The following is a 16,057-nucleotide window of genomic DNA, read 5'->3' on the forward strand; positions in this document are numbered from 1 at the left end:
AGCAATACCTGCTTTTGGTGTTTGAATGAAGGAATAATTTTTGACGGAAAATATGCGGATTTAGACGAAAGGGATTGAAAAAATGAACAGAGAAAAGGTTGTTGTAGTTCCGGCGGGGGAAACTTACAGAGTGAGTTACAGTCTGGATATCAGTGATGTGATAGATGCTAAAGTGTATGATATGAGCAGAAGCGGATCTATGCCTGAGATGGCACCGTGTGACATGCAGGAGAATGCCGGAGTCAGGGTGTTCAATTATCAGATCGATGACAAGAAGCCTCTTGCGGAGATACTGAGACAGGAGATGAACAAGAAGGAGATACTCACACTTCTGTACAACATTCTGCATGCACTGGAGATGTTTGGTAAGAATATGGTTTCGCTCAGCTATGTTGCAAGGGACGAGCAGTGTGTATTTGTATCGCCTGAGACATACGATGTCTGCTTTATTGTCGCTCCGGTACAGAAGGAAGTGACAGATCTCAATGAGGTCAGAGCATTTGTGAAGTCGGTGATAGTTGATGCGAGATACTCAGAGAATGACAATGACAATTACGTAGCACGCCTTATAAACTGTGCGAATATGAGAGGTACATTTTCAAACTCGGACATGAAGAACGAGGTTAAGGCGATGCTTGCAGAAGCAGGCATAGACGCTGCTGAGATAGACAGAATGAAGGAGCTTTCCACAAATACTCCAAAGGGTGGCAACAGCCACATACTTCGAGGTGAGTCACCTAAGGTGAGCAGACTCGAGGTTATGAGAAATAATGCGAGAATGAATGGATATGCACAGCCGATGGGACCAAACGGCCAGATGCCAAACGGAATGCCATCGATGGGCATGCCACCGATGGGACCGAACGGCCCGATGGGATCAAACGGCCAGATGCCAAACGGAATGCCACCGATGGGAATGCCACCGATGGGACCGAACGGCCCGATGGGATCAAATGGTCAGATGCCGAATGGCCAGGTTCCGAACGGAATGCCACCGATGGGCATGCCGCCAATGGGACCGAATGGCCAGGCACCGAACGGAATGCCACCGATGGGCATGTCACCAATGGGACCGAATGGCCAGGTGCCAAACGGAATGCCACCGATGGGCATGCCGCCAATGGGACCGAATGGCCAGGCACCAAACGGAATGCCACCGATGGGCATGCCGCCAATGGGACCGAATGGCCCAATACCAAACGGTCCAATGGGATCAAATGGAATGCCACCGGTAGGCGTGCCGCCGATGGAGGAGCCGGTTAAGCCTGAGATGGCTGGAGCACAGCCGCAGGGGGATAAACCGGAGAATGTTGAGACGGTTGAAGCAGAAGCACAGGATGCCAAGCCGGAGATTGTAGAGCCTCCTGTTGAGGCAGAGCCGCAGGATGTCAAGCCAGAGGCAGTAGAGCCGGCTGAGACAGAAGCACAGGATGTCAAGCCTGAGCCAGCAGAGCCGGTTGAAACACAGCCACAGGAGATAAAGCCAATACCTCTAATGCAGGGCAACCCATTTGGAGGAAGACCGATTCCGCCAATGCCACCAATGCCACAGGCACACCAGATGCCAGAGATGCCGCAGAACCCACAGATGCAGCCGGTACCGCCAATGCCACAGATGCAGCCGGTACCACCAATGCCACAGACACCGCCGATGCCACAGGCACAGCCAGTGCAGGGCAATCCATTTGATGGAGCACCGGCACCATATTTCCTTAGGGTGAAGACGGGCGAGAGAATAAGCTTGGACAAGGCAGAGTTCAAGATCGGACATAAGGCAAGACTTGTGGACTATGCGATTACTGACAATTCAGCTATAAGCAGAGTTCATTGTGTTATCACCAAGAGAAATGGCGTGTGCTTCATCAGCGATAACAAGTCTACAAATGGTACATTTGTGAACGGAGAGGAATTGAAGGCGGGCGAAGAAAAGTTCCTGACGAACAATGCAATCGTTATACTCGGGGACGAGGAGCTTGTCTATCACATTAGATAGAATATCCGCAACGAAAGTTGAGACATAAATATTGGGAGGAATGTATATGGGGTTTAGCGCAGTATACAATACAGACGTAGGAATAAAGAAAAAGACAAATCAAGATTCGCTGGCGATCAAGATAGCGGATACTCCAAATGGACAGGTCGTGTTCTCCCTCGTATGTGATGGCATGGGAGGTCTGGCAAAGGGAGAGGTTGCCAGCAAGGAAGTCATAACAGCTTTCTGCAATTGGTTTGACACACAGTTTGTTGAGATGGTTGACAACAACAGCTTTAGTGAAGAGCTGCTGAGATACCAGTGGATAAGACTTGCCGTGGAGCAGAATGAGAAGATCAAGGCGTATGGCGAGCAGAATGGATTTATGCTTGGTACGACCATTTCTGCGATCCTCATATACAGAGAAATGTACTACATTCTCCATGTTGGAGACAGCCGAGTGTATGAGATCACTTCAGGGATAAGGCAGCTCACCGCAGATCAGACGCTTGTTGCAAGAGAGATCGCAGCGGGAAGACTTACACCGGAGCAGGCGGAGACGGACAGCAGACGAAGCGTGCTTCTCCAGTGTATCGGAGCTTCACCTGTGGTGGAACCGGATTTCGTAGTTGGGCAGGCAGCTCCCGGAGCGCATTACATGCTGTGTTCTGATGGATTCAGACATAAGATAACGCCTCAGGAGATGATAGAGAGACTTGGCCCGGGAACATGCGTCGACGAGGCGAAGATGAAGGAGGGCTGTGAGTTCCTCACAGAGCTTGTGAAGTACAGAAAAGAAACGGATAATGTAACAGTAGTGCTTATTAAATCGGAGTAATGGGGATCGATATATGACAGAGTTAGGAACGGTATTAGACGGAAAATACGAAATACTTAAAAAAGTCGGCCAGGGTGGTATGTCAATAGTTTATCTTGCCATGGATAACCGACTTAATAAACAGTGGGCTGTAAAGGAGATCAAGAATGATGGCTCCAAGAGTACAGCCACACTCTTAAAGGGATTGGAGCGAGAAGCAAATATCCTCAAGGATGTGGATCATCCGGTACTGCCACGAATCGTTGATATCATCAATGAGAATGGCACGATCTACGTTGTCATGGACTTCGTAGAAGGACGTCCACTCAGCGATGTGCTCAAGGCGGAGGGAGCACAGCCACAGGAAAAGGTAATCGAATGGGGCAGGGCGCTTGCCAGTGCACTTGACTACCTGCATTCCATGAATCCGCCGATCATATACAGAGATATGAAGCCTTCAAATGTCATGCTGAAGCCGGATGGCTCGGTAAAGCTTATCGACTTTGGAACGGCTAAGGAGTACATAGTGGAGAACAATGCGGATACCACGGCTCTTGGAACAAGAGGCTATGCGGCACCGGAGCAGTTCGGTGATGCGCAGGGACATGGAATCTACAACACGGATGCAAGAACAGATATTTACAATCTGGGAGCAACGCTCTATCACCTTGTTACCGGCAAGAATCCATGTGAGCCTCCTTACGAGATAAAGCCTATCAGACAGTGGAATCCGATGCTCTCATCAGGATTTGAGAGAATTATACAGACGTGCTGTCAGCCGAGTCCTGAGGACAGATATCAGTCTTGTTCAGAACTACTGTATGCGCTGGATCACTACAACGAGCTCGACGATGCATACAAGGCAAAGGCAAAGCATAAGATAGCAGCGTTCTCAGTGGTTGCGGGATTATCGATACTCTCAGCGTGCTGTGCTGTGATAGGCGGAGTAAAGAAAGGCCAGCTCAAGGATCTTGATTACAACAACAAGGTCAACGAGGCGAGGGATGCAGTCGATGAGGGCGATTACAACAAGGCATTTGAGTGCTATAAGGCGGCTGTCGACATAGACCCAACAGCATCGGATGCCTATATAGGCTATATGGAGACATATGCTTACTATTATACAGAGGACGATGGAAACACTTCGGCCAACACCGAGACGGCGGCAGAAAAGGGAATAAGACTTGCACTTAAGAACAAGGACGAGATAAAGGACGACGTAAAGTTCAAGATAGCCATGTTGTATTACGACGAGGTCAAGGACTACAGTGCGGCCAAGAAATATTTCAATATGGTTGATGAGAGCAAGGACTTCCCGGATCAGGCAAAGCAGGCAAAGTATTACGCTGCGATATGTGACAGCAAGATAAACAAGTCTGCAAGCTTTGATACGAACAAGGAAAATATATTTGCATTCCAGGATTACAACAGTGACAACATAGATGACACCAATCCTGACAAATACACCAATTACCTCAACATAGCTTACATATATCTTGGCGAGATATCCAATGATCCGGAGCTTGCGAACAGAATAGAGGTGCTGATGGATGAGGCGATGAAGAACCTGGACGACAACGCAGAGGTGCTGAACAGCCAGTTCCCGGCGGACAGAGGCGTAAAATACTACAATGGCCAGTATTCAGGAGTTATGTACTCAGTATATACAGAACTTGCCGAGAATGCGGATGATGCGGGCCAGCAGTTACATTATTACAACTCTGCGGCGAACAGTGCAGCGCTTTATCTGAACAGTCTGGATATAGAGGGCGAGAATGCGACAGAGACATCCAAGAAAGCATATTCAGAATACTCGGTGAACGAGGCTGAGACTTATATCAAGATGGCAGAGAACAGCGGCGATGACAGCTACTATGATGAGGCAGAGAGAATATATGGCAACGCTGAGACGACACTTGGAACCGATGACAACGCAGCGGTCGTGTACGTAAGCCATCTGAGTTATCTGGTCGATAGATATTCGAATAAATTTGGAAGCGATTCGGCAGCATGGAATGCCAGTGCCACAAGGGCTGTGAGGAAAGTGTACGAGAACGGTAACAAAGTTCCGGCACTTGCAAATGGTCTTAAGCAGGGATGGCAGTCGTTATCCAATGACCTGACAGTTAAGAGCATAGTAAATGGCAGTTCAAGGTCAACGAGCGAGTAAGGGAGGAGTGAAAGGTTATGGCAACAGTTTATAATGTAATGTTATATGGCGGCCTGGCACTTGCGATCGTATTCGCTATTGTGGCGGTGGTACTGTTCTTTGTGTTAAAGATACCGAAGGCGGTGGGAATTGCCACAGGCTCAACAGCCCGTAAGAAGATCGATGAGATCAAGGAGAAGGGCTATGAGAGTGTACAGGGAGGCGGTGCCTCCAAACAGGAGGCGATCAAGAACCATACATCCAGAATTTCGGTAAGGGATGTAAAGTCAACTGCAGCCGAAAAACATTCTGAGAAGGGAATGGCAAATTACGAGAAAGCGATAGCTGATCTCGGGAAAAAGAGACTGGAGGATGAAGGCGAGACTGCAACTGATATTCTCCGCGATGATGCCGAGGAGGCAACAGATATTCTGAGGGAAGACGAAGAGAATCTTGACATCAATGGCAGCAGCTTTGAGGAGGCGACAGACATCCTCAGAGAAGATGCGGATGAGGAAGCAACGGATGTACTCAGAAATGACGAGGCAGACGAGGAAGCAACGGACATACTCAGAAGTGATGAGGCGGACGAGGAAGCAACGGACATACTCAGAAGTGATGAGGCGGACGAGGAAGCAACGGACATACTCAGAAGCGATGACGCAGACGAGGAAGCAACGGACGTACTTAGAAGCGATGACGCAGATGATTCCACAGCCGTTCTTCAGGGAGGACGCGCAGCGAGCTCGGTAAGAATGATAAAGAATGTAATTATAGTACATTCCGATGAAGAGATATAGGAGGAGAGGGACATGAAAAAGGTTATGCAGAATAAATCACTTTTGCATCGACTGATCGCGCTTACGATGGCGGTAGTTATGACACTCACTCTTGTGGCGATCGATTCACATTTTCATTTGTTTGCGGAGGAGGAAGATACACAGACCATAGATGTAACGGCCATTGTAAAGGGCGATAAGGCGGATATGGTGTATGGCTTCAAGGATTTTGACAAGGCAATAAAGTTCAAGATCAAGTCCGACAAAGTTGACGGAATCGACAGCAGCAAGTTGGGAGTGGCTGTTTACAAAGGAGCTACAGCGGACGATAAGATCGCTACAGCCACAGATGCAGCAGGAAAGCTTGTCACATTTGATAATGTGTATGAGCTGAAGAATGACACAGCAGTACAGAAGATAGCTATTTACTATTATACAGGTACTGATGAGAGCGGTGATTTCGAGCTGCTTGGAACCATAAAGGTTGCCGTGGATAAGCAGGCACCTACAATATCGGTTGAGGCTGATGATAGCTACAATCTTCACAACAAGGTGAGCGATGGCTATTATCTCCTGAACCTCACAAGCAGTGATGCCGACAGAACATTTGTGATAGACGCCAAGGATACCACAGATGCAGCAGAGGAAAATGCCACAGGAATAGACTATGTGGAGTATTCATCAGACAATGGAAAGACCTGGAGCAAGACTGAGAGCACATCCCAGTTTGTTGCACCTGATAAGAGTGGAGCATACAAGTTCAGAGCGGTCGATGTTGCAGGAAACAAGTCAGAGGAGACCAGTGTTATCGTCAAGAAGCTCAACGAAGCTCCTGTCATAACAAGTGTTACCCCTGAGATCATACAGAAGAACGGAGTGGATTACAGATTCCCTCAGCTCAAGGTAGATGATGCTTATAAGTTCACTGTACAGGTGAAGAAGGTTACAGCCGGCAGTGATAACACTGAGATAGATGACGTGAGCCTGTACTACAAGCTTACGGGTGCAGCTTCAGCAGTGGAGTGCACAGGCAAAAAGGCTGTGTCCGGCGGATATGAATATGAATTCGAGATAAGTGCACAGTGGTTCAAGAAGGACAATGCAGACAATGCAAAGAAGCTTGTCATTTACGCCAAGGAGAACGAGTTTGGCAATAACTCAGTCGGCGCAGATGAGGATGGCGACATTGTATTTGTAAAGGAAGGAAAGCCTGAACTCACAGTTACAGGCGGTTCCACAAGCTATGTGAAATCCACAAAGCTGACAGTGAAGGCAACTGGAGAGTATTCTTACATAGACACCGTGTCATACAGCGTGGATGGCAAGAAGGAAACGATCCTTGAAAAAGGAAACAAGTTCACATACAGCAGCGATGTCCGTGTGAGCGGTGGAGATGTACAGGATTCAACAAAGTCAGACATATATCTGGCTGATGGAGAGCATACCATCACATTTGCGGCAAAGGACTTCGCCGGAATAGATGGCAGGATAGAGACTGTAGTCAAGGTGGATAATACAGCACCTGTTGTAAAGGTTACGGACAACGCCGGAACAGACAGGACAAACAATGATCAGCAGTACACGGTCACAGACGCAAAGGAAGCTGTTCTTAATATAAAGTACAGCGATGCCACATCAGGTGTTGCATCGGCGGTCGCTTCACTCAAGAAGGCAGATGCAAATGGATCATATACATCAGTCAAGAACTGGTATTCAACATCTACAGGTGACAATGGCCTGCAGAGCGGAAAAGAGATAAGCATAGATGGTTCAGGAAGTTATGTCCTGACAGTTGTGGTAACTGACGAGGCTGGAAATAAGACAGAGACGAACACATATGTGTATGTCAATGTGGATGGCCTTTCAGGAGAGAAGTTATCTGCGAACGGTACAGATGCTGACAACGGCGCTATATTCTGGAGAAATGATGATACTCTGACTGTAGAGGGTGCAGTATCAGGCTTCCAGCTTGCAGCAGATGACGCAAAGCTGGTGATCACCAGAACATCATTTGCAGGAAAGAAGGATAAGGCAGTTGAGGTAAAGGGTACAGTTGCCGCTGCATATGACAAGAATACGGTCAACATATCCTACGAGCTTCCAGATGAGGGTGTGTACGAGATCTCACTCATGGCGAGAATACACGATCCGAACAATGCTGACACGAAGTTCAAAGAAGTACAGAGCATAAAGGTTTACTATGATAAGACTGCACCGGCAAATGTGAAGCTGGAGTGTGCAAACCAGAAATACAAATCAGGATCGACATTCTATTACAGATCAAAGAGTGACGTGAAGATCAAGGTCTCTGGTTCCGATAACGATGACAGCAATGGCAAGGTTACATATACAGTAGGCAGAAGCAGCACAGCCGGATCACAGGACATTACAGGAAGCATTAATGTATCAGGAAATGATATAGAAAAGACACTGGATGCAAAGGCCCTTGGCATAACAGATGAAAATACAGAGTACACGATGACTGTTAAGCTGAAGGACAGAGCAGGAAACGAGAGCAAGGCCAGTCAGGAGATACACCTGATAGTTGATACCGTCAAGCCATCAGTGTCAATAGATGGAACTGCCGGCGGAAAGCTGATAAATTACTGGAATAACAGCAATGTGACCATAACAGCAAGGGGAACTGACAATTACTTCGTGGAGAAGTTCGTTGTGACAGGAACACGCGATGGCAAGAGCATAAGCAAGTATGAGCTGGATGCGGATTACACTGCAAATGCAGAAAAGACCACAATATTCAGAGAGCCTGGACTTTATAATATCACGATCGTTGCTGTCGATGAGGTTGGCAATGAGTCGGGTAAGGCAACAACTTCATTTGTAATAGATAAGAAGAGCCCTGAGATATCAGTTGTGTCCGGTGGAAGCAGCAGATTCCTTAACAGGAGCAGAACTATTACATTTGGCATAGAAGACGATTATGGAATGGATACACAGAATGCGACGCTTAAGGTGTACTACAAGACCTACAGTGATTCAAACTGGTCAGAGACCACAGTTCCGTTCCAGACAGCAGATGGCAAGACCACTGCAGCATATAAGATGACAGCCAAGGGCGGCAAGGCAACTGTATATTATTTCACAGTTGAGGGAGCCGATAATTCCGGCAATGCACTGAAGCCGGCAGCAGACGAGGCGTTCGGTGTTCAGGAGGGCACAAGTGCTCTCAAGACAAAGAATTATTACGTCGACACCACAGAGCCACTTGTGTATGTGGACGATGATCCTGAGTACAGACTGGATAATAACAATTACTTCAAGACTTCAATATCATTCAGAGTTGGTGTGGAGGAACAGTTCAAGTCGCTTCAGAACACTATTATCACAGAGAATGATGGAAATGTAGCAGTGGATGAGAATCCGCAATACTTCTATATAAAGAGTAACGGCGGAACATGGGGCAAGAAGTACACATATGATAAGGAAGGTGAGTATGATCTCACCATGACCGTTACCGACAAGTGTGGAAATGAAGGAACAACAGGAACCCATTTCTACATAGACAAGCACAAGCCTGAGATACAGCTTGGAAATGTCAACACTATAAACAACAGCGATGTGACAGTCCCTGTAACACTTACAGATAACATGAGAGGTGGAAAGTACACCATTCATGTAGTCAGAGCAAATGAGGGTGGATCTGTTGTAGAGAACAGAGATATCAGAAAGAATGTTACCTGGGGAACAAAGGGCGATGGAGTCAGCACAGTCAGAGAGGTACTCAGCGGTGTGACATTTGACGCCCAGGGTGATTACACAGTCACCGTGTCCGCAGAGGATAAGGCGGGCAACAAGGCTGTGACCAGAACAGTGAAGTTCAGAATCGATAAGACTGCACCGGTTATATCGATTTCAGGAATGAACGACAGACAGACAACGGCGGTAAATGCAACCATCAGCATAGATGAGGCATTCTCATTTGCATATGAGAACAACAATCTTGCCGCAGATGCATTTAACGTGACAATAACCAGAAAGACGGACGGAACAGCGGCATCGAATATCGCTACGCTGGGAACAAGCAGCTTCTCAGGAAGCAATCCACATACCGCAACTTACAACTTTACAGAGGATGGCGAGTACACGATCACAGCAAATGCAAGAGATCTTGCAGGAAATGTGGCAGCCAGCCAGACCAAGACCTTCAAGGTTGACTCAAAGGCACCTGTTGTAAAGGTGAGCGCAGTGGATAAGGACAACAAGGAAGTAAAGAATTACGACCCAATAGGAAGTATGGATTCTTCCGCACCGAACTATGTTGATATGTCACTGAGCGTTCAGGAGTCATTCTTCTCGACAGATGATGTGAAGATAACCGTGAAGAAGGACAGCAAGGATGTGTCATCATCATACTTTACAAATTACAGCAATTCTTCAGAGTTCAGCACAGGAAGCCAGAGATTCTCTGAGGATGGTGTATACGAGGTGTCAATAACAGCGCAGGATGAACTGGGAAATAAGGCTGATGATTACAGCCTGGTATTCACAGTCGATAACACACCACCTGAGCTCAAGGCTACATCGACACTTGCCGGATTCATGAGCAAGAGCATTGCAAGCGATGACGGAACACTGCTTCTCAATGCATCAGATTTTGCTGATATACGAGACAAGGGCTACGAAGCACTGTGGGATGTAAGTGATACTTCAGACTTCTCGGTTGACGCCAAGATAGACGGAGTAAATCTTATCGATTTCTCAGATATGACAGACGGATATCACAAGATAACACTTACAGTAACTGACAAGGTTGGACACACGGCAACACAGGAATTTGATTATACGTATGATGGTACTGCACCACGAATCATCATAACAGGTGTTGAGGATGGAGAGACTCTCAGAGAGCCATTCAACATGACGATAGGTCTTGAGAATGAGGAAGACGAGATCACATCCATCGTTATAAATGGCAATACCATAGATCCTGCAAGCTATCAGGCAGATAACAAGTATGAGATGCAGGTAGATCAGTATGATACATACACGGTTGAGGTAACAGCCCAGGATAAGGCCGGTAATATAGCGACAACATATGACAGAGAGACCAGAGAGGTATTCACCTTCAAGCTCAGCGAAAAGATGTCACCGGTTGTGCTGATCATAATAATAATCGCAGCGATCCTGCTTCTTGCATTGCTTGCATTTATCATCATAGCTGGCAGAAGAAGAAAGAAAAACGCCGCTGCTTAATGTAGGAGAAAGTGCTATGTACAGGGCAGTTGTATTTGATATGGACGGCGTGTTGGTAGACACGGAGAAGATATACAGGAAGTGCTGGAAGGAAAACGGCATGAGCATAGGAATTCCTGAGGCACAGATGGAAAATGTATGTGACCGGGTGGCTGGAGGCAACAAGACCTCCAACGCCCGGGTATTTAAGGAAATAATGGGCGAAGATTTTGATTATCTTGCGTTCAGACAGAGAACAATGGATCTGTTCGATGAACATGTGGAAAAGTATGGAATAGACATAAAGCCACATGTCGAGGACACGCTGAGATTCTTAAAAGAACACGGCGTGAAGATAGCACTTGCAACCTCCACTGCGAGGACGAGGGCGCAGCAGAGACTTGATAGCGTTGGAATAGCCGGATACTTCGATGAAAAGGTATGCGGAGACGAGATCACCCACGGAAAGCCGGAGCCTGATATATATCTGAAGGCCTGCGGGAAGCTGGGCGTAAACCCAGACGAAGCGGTGGCCGTTGAGGACTCTGTGAATGGTATCATATCTGCCAGCCGGGCAGGGCTATGTACGGTCATGGTGGTGGATCTGATAAAACCAAATGATATCACGCGCGAGCGTGCATACAAAACCTTTTATGATATAGAAGATATATGCAGCCTGTTTGAGTAAACAGGCTGTATTTTTATTAATAAAATGAGGAGGAACATCATAATAATGTAAAGAGTAAAGAATATGGTGGTAGTATGTCTGCAAGTCAGAAATTTATGGGAGTTGTAAAGGGACTGATCCTGTCCTATCTGCTCACGATAATCATGCTGTTTATAACGGCGGTGGTCGTATACAAAGTGGGGATAAGCGATAAGGTGCTCGGTATACTGGTTGTTGTGATATACATAGTGGCCACATTTGCCGGGGGCTTTGTTACGGGCAGAAAAGTCAGGGAGAAGCGTTTCCTGTGGGGGATGGTGTATGGCCTGACTTACATATCGGTCGCATTGACCGTGTCGGTGCTGTTTACAGGTTCAGGCGACAGAGAGGGAATAGCAGTTATAACCAAGTGTATTATGTGCGTTGCAGGCGGGATGCTGGGGGCTATGCTCAGTTAAAAAAAACTTTTACTTTATATATCTTTGTGTTATAATCCCGATATATGACATAAAAAGAGAGGTGTATCCAGAATGAAGAGAATTAAAACACTCACAAACAGGACTATGAAGAATACAATGGTCAAGGGTGGATGTGGCGAGTGCCAGACATCATGCCAGTCAGCTTGTAAGACATCATGCACAGTTGGTAATCAGAGCTGTGAGAATGTTAACAACAAGTAATTTGTAACAGGTTTGTATTTGATCAGCTAAAGGGGACCGTCGTTTATGATGACAGTCCTCTTTAGTGCGTGTATAAGGGTGCCGTGTGTGGCGCCTTGAATTAGAATTTCACGGATAGATCCGATGGAATATATTGAAGGAGAATTATGGTTCATCAGTACAAGAACAATGGTTATAATATAGTGCTTGATGTCTGTAGTGGTTCTGTACATGTCGTAGATGATCTTGTCTATGATATTATTTCTTTATATGAGGAGAATGATAAAGAGCAGATTATAAAGGCACTGTCACAGTATGACAGCGCAGATGTTTCCGAGGCTTATGACGAGGTAGCCCAACTGGTAGAGGACGGAACATTATTTACAGATGACGTATACAAAGATTATATTATAGATTTCAAGAAGAGAAAGACAGTTGTCAAGGCGTTGTGTCTGCATATCGCCCATGACTGTAACCTTGCCTGCAGATACTGCTTTGCCGGTGAGGGAGAATATAAGGGAGACAGGGCGCTTATGTCACTTGAGGTGGCAAAGAAATCCCTGGATTTTCTGGTTGCGAATTCCGGTTTAAGAAGAAATCTCGAGGTGGATTTCTTCGGCGGTGAGCCGCTTATGAACTGGGATGTAGTCAAGAAGACTGTGGAATACGGAAGAAGCCTTGAGGAGAAGTATGACAAGAAGTTCAGATTCACACTTACTACCAACGGAGTGCTTCTGAATGACGAGATCATGGAATTTGCCAACAGAGAGATGGCGAACGTGGTGCTCAGCATAGATGGAAGGAAGGAAGTCCACGACTACATGAGACCTACAAGGAATGGCAAGGGAAGTTATGATGTGATATTATCCAAGTTCCAGGAATTTGCCAAGAAGAGAGCAGGCAAGAGCTACTACGTAAGAGGTACTTACACTCATAACAACCTTGATTTCTCACAGGACGTGCTTCATATGGCGGATCTGGGATTTGACCAGATATCCGTTGAGCCTGTTGTATCACTTCCGGACGAGCCATATGCTATAAAGGAAGAGGATATACCGGTACTGCTTGAGCAGTACGATATCCTGGCTAAGGAGATGATCAAGAGACATAAGGAGGGAAGAGGCTTCAATTTCTTCCACTTCATGATAGATCTTGAGGGTGGACCTTGCGTAGCCAAGAGACTTTCCGGTTGTGGTTCAGGTACAGAGTACATGGCGGTCACTCCTTGGGGAGACCTTTATCCTTGCCATCAGTTTGTTGGTGAGGATGATTTCTGTATAGGAAATGTATTCGATGGAATCAAGAATCAGGATATAGTCAATGAATTCAAGCTGTGCAATGTATATGCCAAGGATAAGTGTAAGGACTGCTTTGCAAGATTCTATTGCAGCGGTGGCTGTGCGGCCAACTCATACAAGTTCCACGGCAATATACTTGATGCATATGACATAGGTTGTGAGCTTCAGAAGAAGCGTATAGAATGTGCAATCATGCTGAAGGCGGCTATGGCCGATGAGGCAGAAGAGGAATAAAAAGGGTAAAAGGAGAAGACGATGAAGAAGACAAAGAGAAACGCTGTGCTCGTCATCATTGCCTTTCTGCTTATACTGGGTGTTGCTATATATACAGCAATATTCGGTGTTGCAGACAGAGGTAAAGTCGAGTACATCAAGCTTGGACTTGACCTTAAGGGTGGTCTGAGTGTAACTTACGAGATTCAGGAGGATGATTACAGCGACAAGGATCTCGAGGATACCAAGTATAAGATTGAGCAGCGTGTAGAGGCCTACACCAATGAGTACTCAGTCTATGAAGATGGAGACAAGAAGATCACAGCAGAGATCCCGGGTGTAACAAATGCAGATGAGATACTTAATGCTCTGAATATTGAGGGAAAGCTTGAGTTTCTTGATCCGGACAATTATACAAAGTGGTCACAGGGACAGGAGTATGAGGCTGCTCTTACAGGAGATGACATCAAGAATGCCACAGCCGGAATTGACTCAGATAACGGCAATGACAATGTGGTACAGCTTGCATTCACCGATGAGGGAGCTCAGAAGTTCGCTGATGTTACCGCGGCAAATGTTGGAAATATAGTATACATTATATATGACAACAAGGTCGTAAGTGCACCAACAGTACAGTCAGCCATAACAGGCGGAAGCGCAGAAATCAACAAGATCGGAAGCTACGAGGAGGCCGAGCAGCTTGCTACTACTATCCGTATCGGTGCACTTCCTCTTACACTTAAGCAGGTTCGTTCCAATATAGTAGGTGCTACACTTGGATCAGATGCCATCAGCACAAGCCTTAAGGCAGGTGCGATCGGTATTGCACTTGTATTTCTTATCATGATCATAGTATTCAGGATCCCAGGTCTTGTGGCATCATTTGCTCTGGCATTCTACACAATACTTGATCTGCTGGTACTCAATCTGTTCAACGTAACACTGACACTTCCTGGTATAGCTGGTGTTATCCTGTCAGTAGGTATGGCGGTCGATGCCAATGTAATCATATTCACGCGTATCAAAGAGGAGCTGGCGGATGGCAAGTCCGTAAAGCAGGCTGTAAAGGGTGGTTTCCACAATGCCCTGTCAGCCATCATAGATGGTAACGTTACAACACTTATAGCAGCTCTTGTACTTGGAATATTCGGAACAGGTACTATCAAGGGATTTGCGATCACACTGGCTATCGGTGTTGTTCTTTCAGTATTCACAGCTCTGGCAGTCAGCCAGTCACTGCTCACAGCGCTTGTAAATCTCGGCGTTACAGATGCCAAGTATTTCGGCGTTGCAAGAGAGCCAAAGAAGACAAACTTCGTGAAGGCAGGTAAGTTCTGTATGCTCGGATCACTCATTGTGATCATCGCATGCTTCTGTATGATGCCTGTTAATAATAAGTCAAAGGGTTCACCACTTAACTTCAGTGTTGAGTTTGCAGGCGGTACAAGCCTTACAGTAGGTTTTGACAAAGAGTACTCACTTAGCGAGGCTGAGAAAGATATAGTTCCTGTCATTGCAGAGGCAGCCGGTATCGGTGAGGCGGGAATATCAGTACAGACAGTATCAGGTACAAATGAGATCGTGTTCAAGATGCCTGAGCTTTCAGATGACGGAACAGATGACTCACAGATGTCCAAGGTGCGCAGCGCACTCACAGACAAGCTTGGCGCAGATGTCAAGGAGGCAAACGTAATAAGTGGATCAGTCAGCAGCGAGATGTCCAAGAACGCTATATTCTCAGTTATCCTTGCAGCTATCCTGATGCTTATATACATTGCTATCAGATTCCATGATGTGAAGTTTGGTGCAAGTGCAGTTATCGCACTTCTCCACGATGTTGCGATGGTATTCTGTCTGTATATTATACTGAGACTTACAGTTGGTAACACATGTATCGCATGTCTGCTTACCATAGTGGGTTACTCGATCAATGCTACTATCATCATATTCGACCGTGTAAGAGAGAATATAGGTGTTATGAAGCCTAAGAAGGCCACATACAAGGATATAGTCAACCTGAGTATCAACCAGACCTTCAGCAGAACAATATATACATCACTCACAACATTTGTTACAATATTCGTTCTGTATATCATGGGTGTAGCTTCTATCAAGGAGTTCGCTCTCACACTTATGGCTGGTGTAGTTATCGGTGCTTACTCTTCAGTATGTATCACAGGACCACTCTGGTACTACATGAAGACAAAGCTTGGTAAGACAGAAAAAGATGCTTAATGAAAAATCCTAATCCCCCAGCTATGCTGGGGAGAATAGTGTAAGTGGAAACGATAAGGATTACAATAAAAAACC

Annotated in this window: 10 protein-coding genes; all 10 read left to right on the forward strand. The window is 46.2% G+C overall.

The genetic code is table 11. From position 1 onward, the window contains the following. Positions 1 to 82: 82 nt before the first annotated feature. The 10 genes from AB5150_RS13320 (at position 83) to AB5150_RS13365 (ending at position 15,982) form a co-directional block, all read left to right on the forward strand. Positions 83 to 1,993 carry an FHA domain-containing protein gene (locus AB5150_RS13320; protein WP_368292027.1) on the forward strand — a complete coding sequence of 637 codons (1,911 nt, stop codon included), beginning with the start codon at positions 83 to 85 and terminating at the stop codon, positions 1,991 to 1,993. A 46-nt stretch (positions 1,994 to 2,039) separates the two neighbouring features. Beyond that, a complete protein-coding gene (locus AB5150_RS13325) occupies positions 2,040 to 2,810 on the forward strand; it encodes a PP2C family serine/threonine-protein phosphatase (RefSeq protein WP_015534340.1) in 771 nt (256 codons plus the stop codon). A gap of 13 nt (positions 2,811 to 2,823) precedes the next feature. Beyond that, complete coding sequence (locus AB5150_RS13330; protein ID WP_015534339.1) at positions 2,824 to 4,959, forward strand: serine/threonine-protein kinase; 2,136 nt, start codon at positions 2,824 to 2,826, stop codon at positions 4,957 to 4,959. Between the two features lie 17 nt (positions 4,960 to 4,976). After that, entirely contained in the window at positions 4,977 to 5,738 is a 762-nt protein-coding gene (locus AB5150_RS13335) for a hypothetical protein (protein WP_015534338.1), read from the forward strand. A 12-nt stretch (positions 5,739 to 5,750) separates the two neighbouring features. Next, a complete protein-coding gene (locus AB5150_RS13340) occupies positions 5,751 to 10,931 on the forward strand; it encodes an Ig-like domain-containing protein (protein ID WP_368292029.1) in 5,181 nt (1,726 codons plus the stop codon). A gap of 16 nt (positions 10,932 to 10,947) precedes the next feature. Further along, positions 10,948 to 11,598 carry an HAD family phosphatase gene (locus tag AB5150_RS13345; RefSeq protein WP_118018006.1) on the forward strand — a complete coding sequence of 217 codons (651 nt, stop codon included), beginning with the start codon at positions 10,948 to 10,950 and terminating at the stop codon, positions 11,596 to 11,598. Between the two features lie 74 nt (positions 11,599 to 11,672). Next, a complete protein-coding gene (locus AB5150_RS13350; protein WP_015534335.1) occupies positions 11,673 to 12,035 on the forward strand; it encodes a TIGR04086 family membrane protein in 363 nt (120 codons plus the stop codon). A 72-nt stretch (positions 12,036 to 12,107) separates the two neighbouring features. Continuing rightward, the gene (gene scfA, locus AB5150_RS13355; RefSeq protein WP_015534334.1) at positions 12,108 to 12,257 is read left to right on the forward strand and encodes a six-cysteine ranthipeptide SCIFF; all 150 of its coding nucleotides are present in this window, start codon (positions 12,108 to 12,110) and stop codon (positions 12,255 to 12,257) included. A 146-nt stretch (positions 12,258 to 12,403) separates the two neighbouring features. Next, positions 12,404 to 13,768, forward strand: coding sequence for a thioether cross-link-forming SCIFF peptide maturase (gene scfB / locus AB5150_RS13360; RefSeq protein WP_015534333.1), 1,365 nt, complete (start codon positions 12,404 to 12,406; stop codon positions 13,766 to 13,768). A gap of 21 nt (positions 13,769 to 13,789) precedes the next feature. Then, positions 13,790 to 15,982, forward strand: a complete 2,193-nt coding sequence (locus tag AB5150_RS13365; protein WP_015534332.1) for a protein translocase subunit SecDF — start codon at positions 13,790 to 13,792, stop codon at positions 15,980 to 15,982. The last annotated feature ends 75 nt before the right edge of the window (positions 15,983 to 16,057 follow it).

This window comes from Coprococcus sp. RTP21281st1_F1_RTP21281_210402 (genome assembly GCF_040915325.1).
Lineage (GTDB): Bacteria > Bacillota > Clostridia > Lachnospirales > Lachnospiraceae > Coprococcus > Coprococcus aceti.

Excerpts from the sequence above, each read along its gene's own strand:
- AB5150_RS13320 (WP_368292027.1), top strand. The coding sequence starts at position 83 with ATGAACAGAGAAAAGGTTGTTGTAGTTCCGGCGGGGGAAACTTACAGA.
- AB5150_RS13325 (WP_015534340.1), top strand. The coding sequence starts at position 2,040 with ATGGGGTTTAGCGCAGTATACAATACAGACGTAGGAATAAAGAAAAAG.
- AB5150_RS13330 (WP_015534339.1), top strand. The coding sequence starts at position 2,824 with ATGACAGAGTTAGGAACGGTATTAGACGGAAAATACGAAATACTTAAA.
- AB5150_RS13335 (WP_015534338.1), top strand. The coding sequence starts at position 4,977 with ATGGCAACAGTTTATAATGTAATGTTATATGGCGGCCTGGCACTTGCG.
- AB5150_RS13340 (WP_368292029.1), top strand. The coding sequence starts at position 5,751 with ATGAAAAAGGTTATGCAGAATAAATCACTTTTGCATCGACTGATCGCG.
- AB5150_RS13345 (WP_118018006.1), top strand. The coding sequence starts at position 10,948 with ATGTACAGGGCAGTTGTATTTGATATGGACGGCGTGTTGGTAGACACG.
- AB5150_RS13350 (WP_015534335.1), top strand. The coding sequence starts at position 11,673 with ATGTCTGCAAGTCAGAAATTTATGGGAGTTGTAAAGGGACTGATCCTG.
- scfA (WP_015534334.1), top strand. The coding sequence starts at position 12,108 with ATGAAGAGAATTAAAACACTCACAAACAGGACTATGAAGAATACAATG.
- scfB (WP_015534333.1), top strand. The coding sequence starts at position 12,404 with ATGGTTCATCAGTACAAGAACAATGGTTATAATATAGTGCTTGATGTC.
- AB5150_RS13365 (WP_015534332.1), top strand. The coding sequence starts at position 13,790 with ATGAAGAAGACAAAGAGAAACGCTGTGCTCGTCATCATTGCCTTTCTG.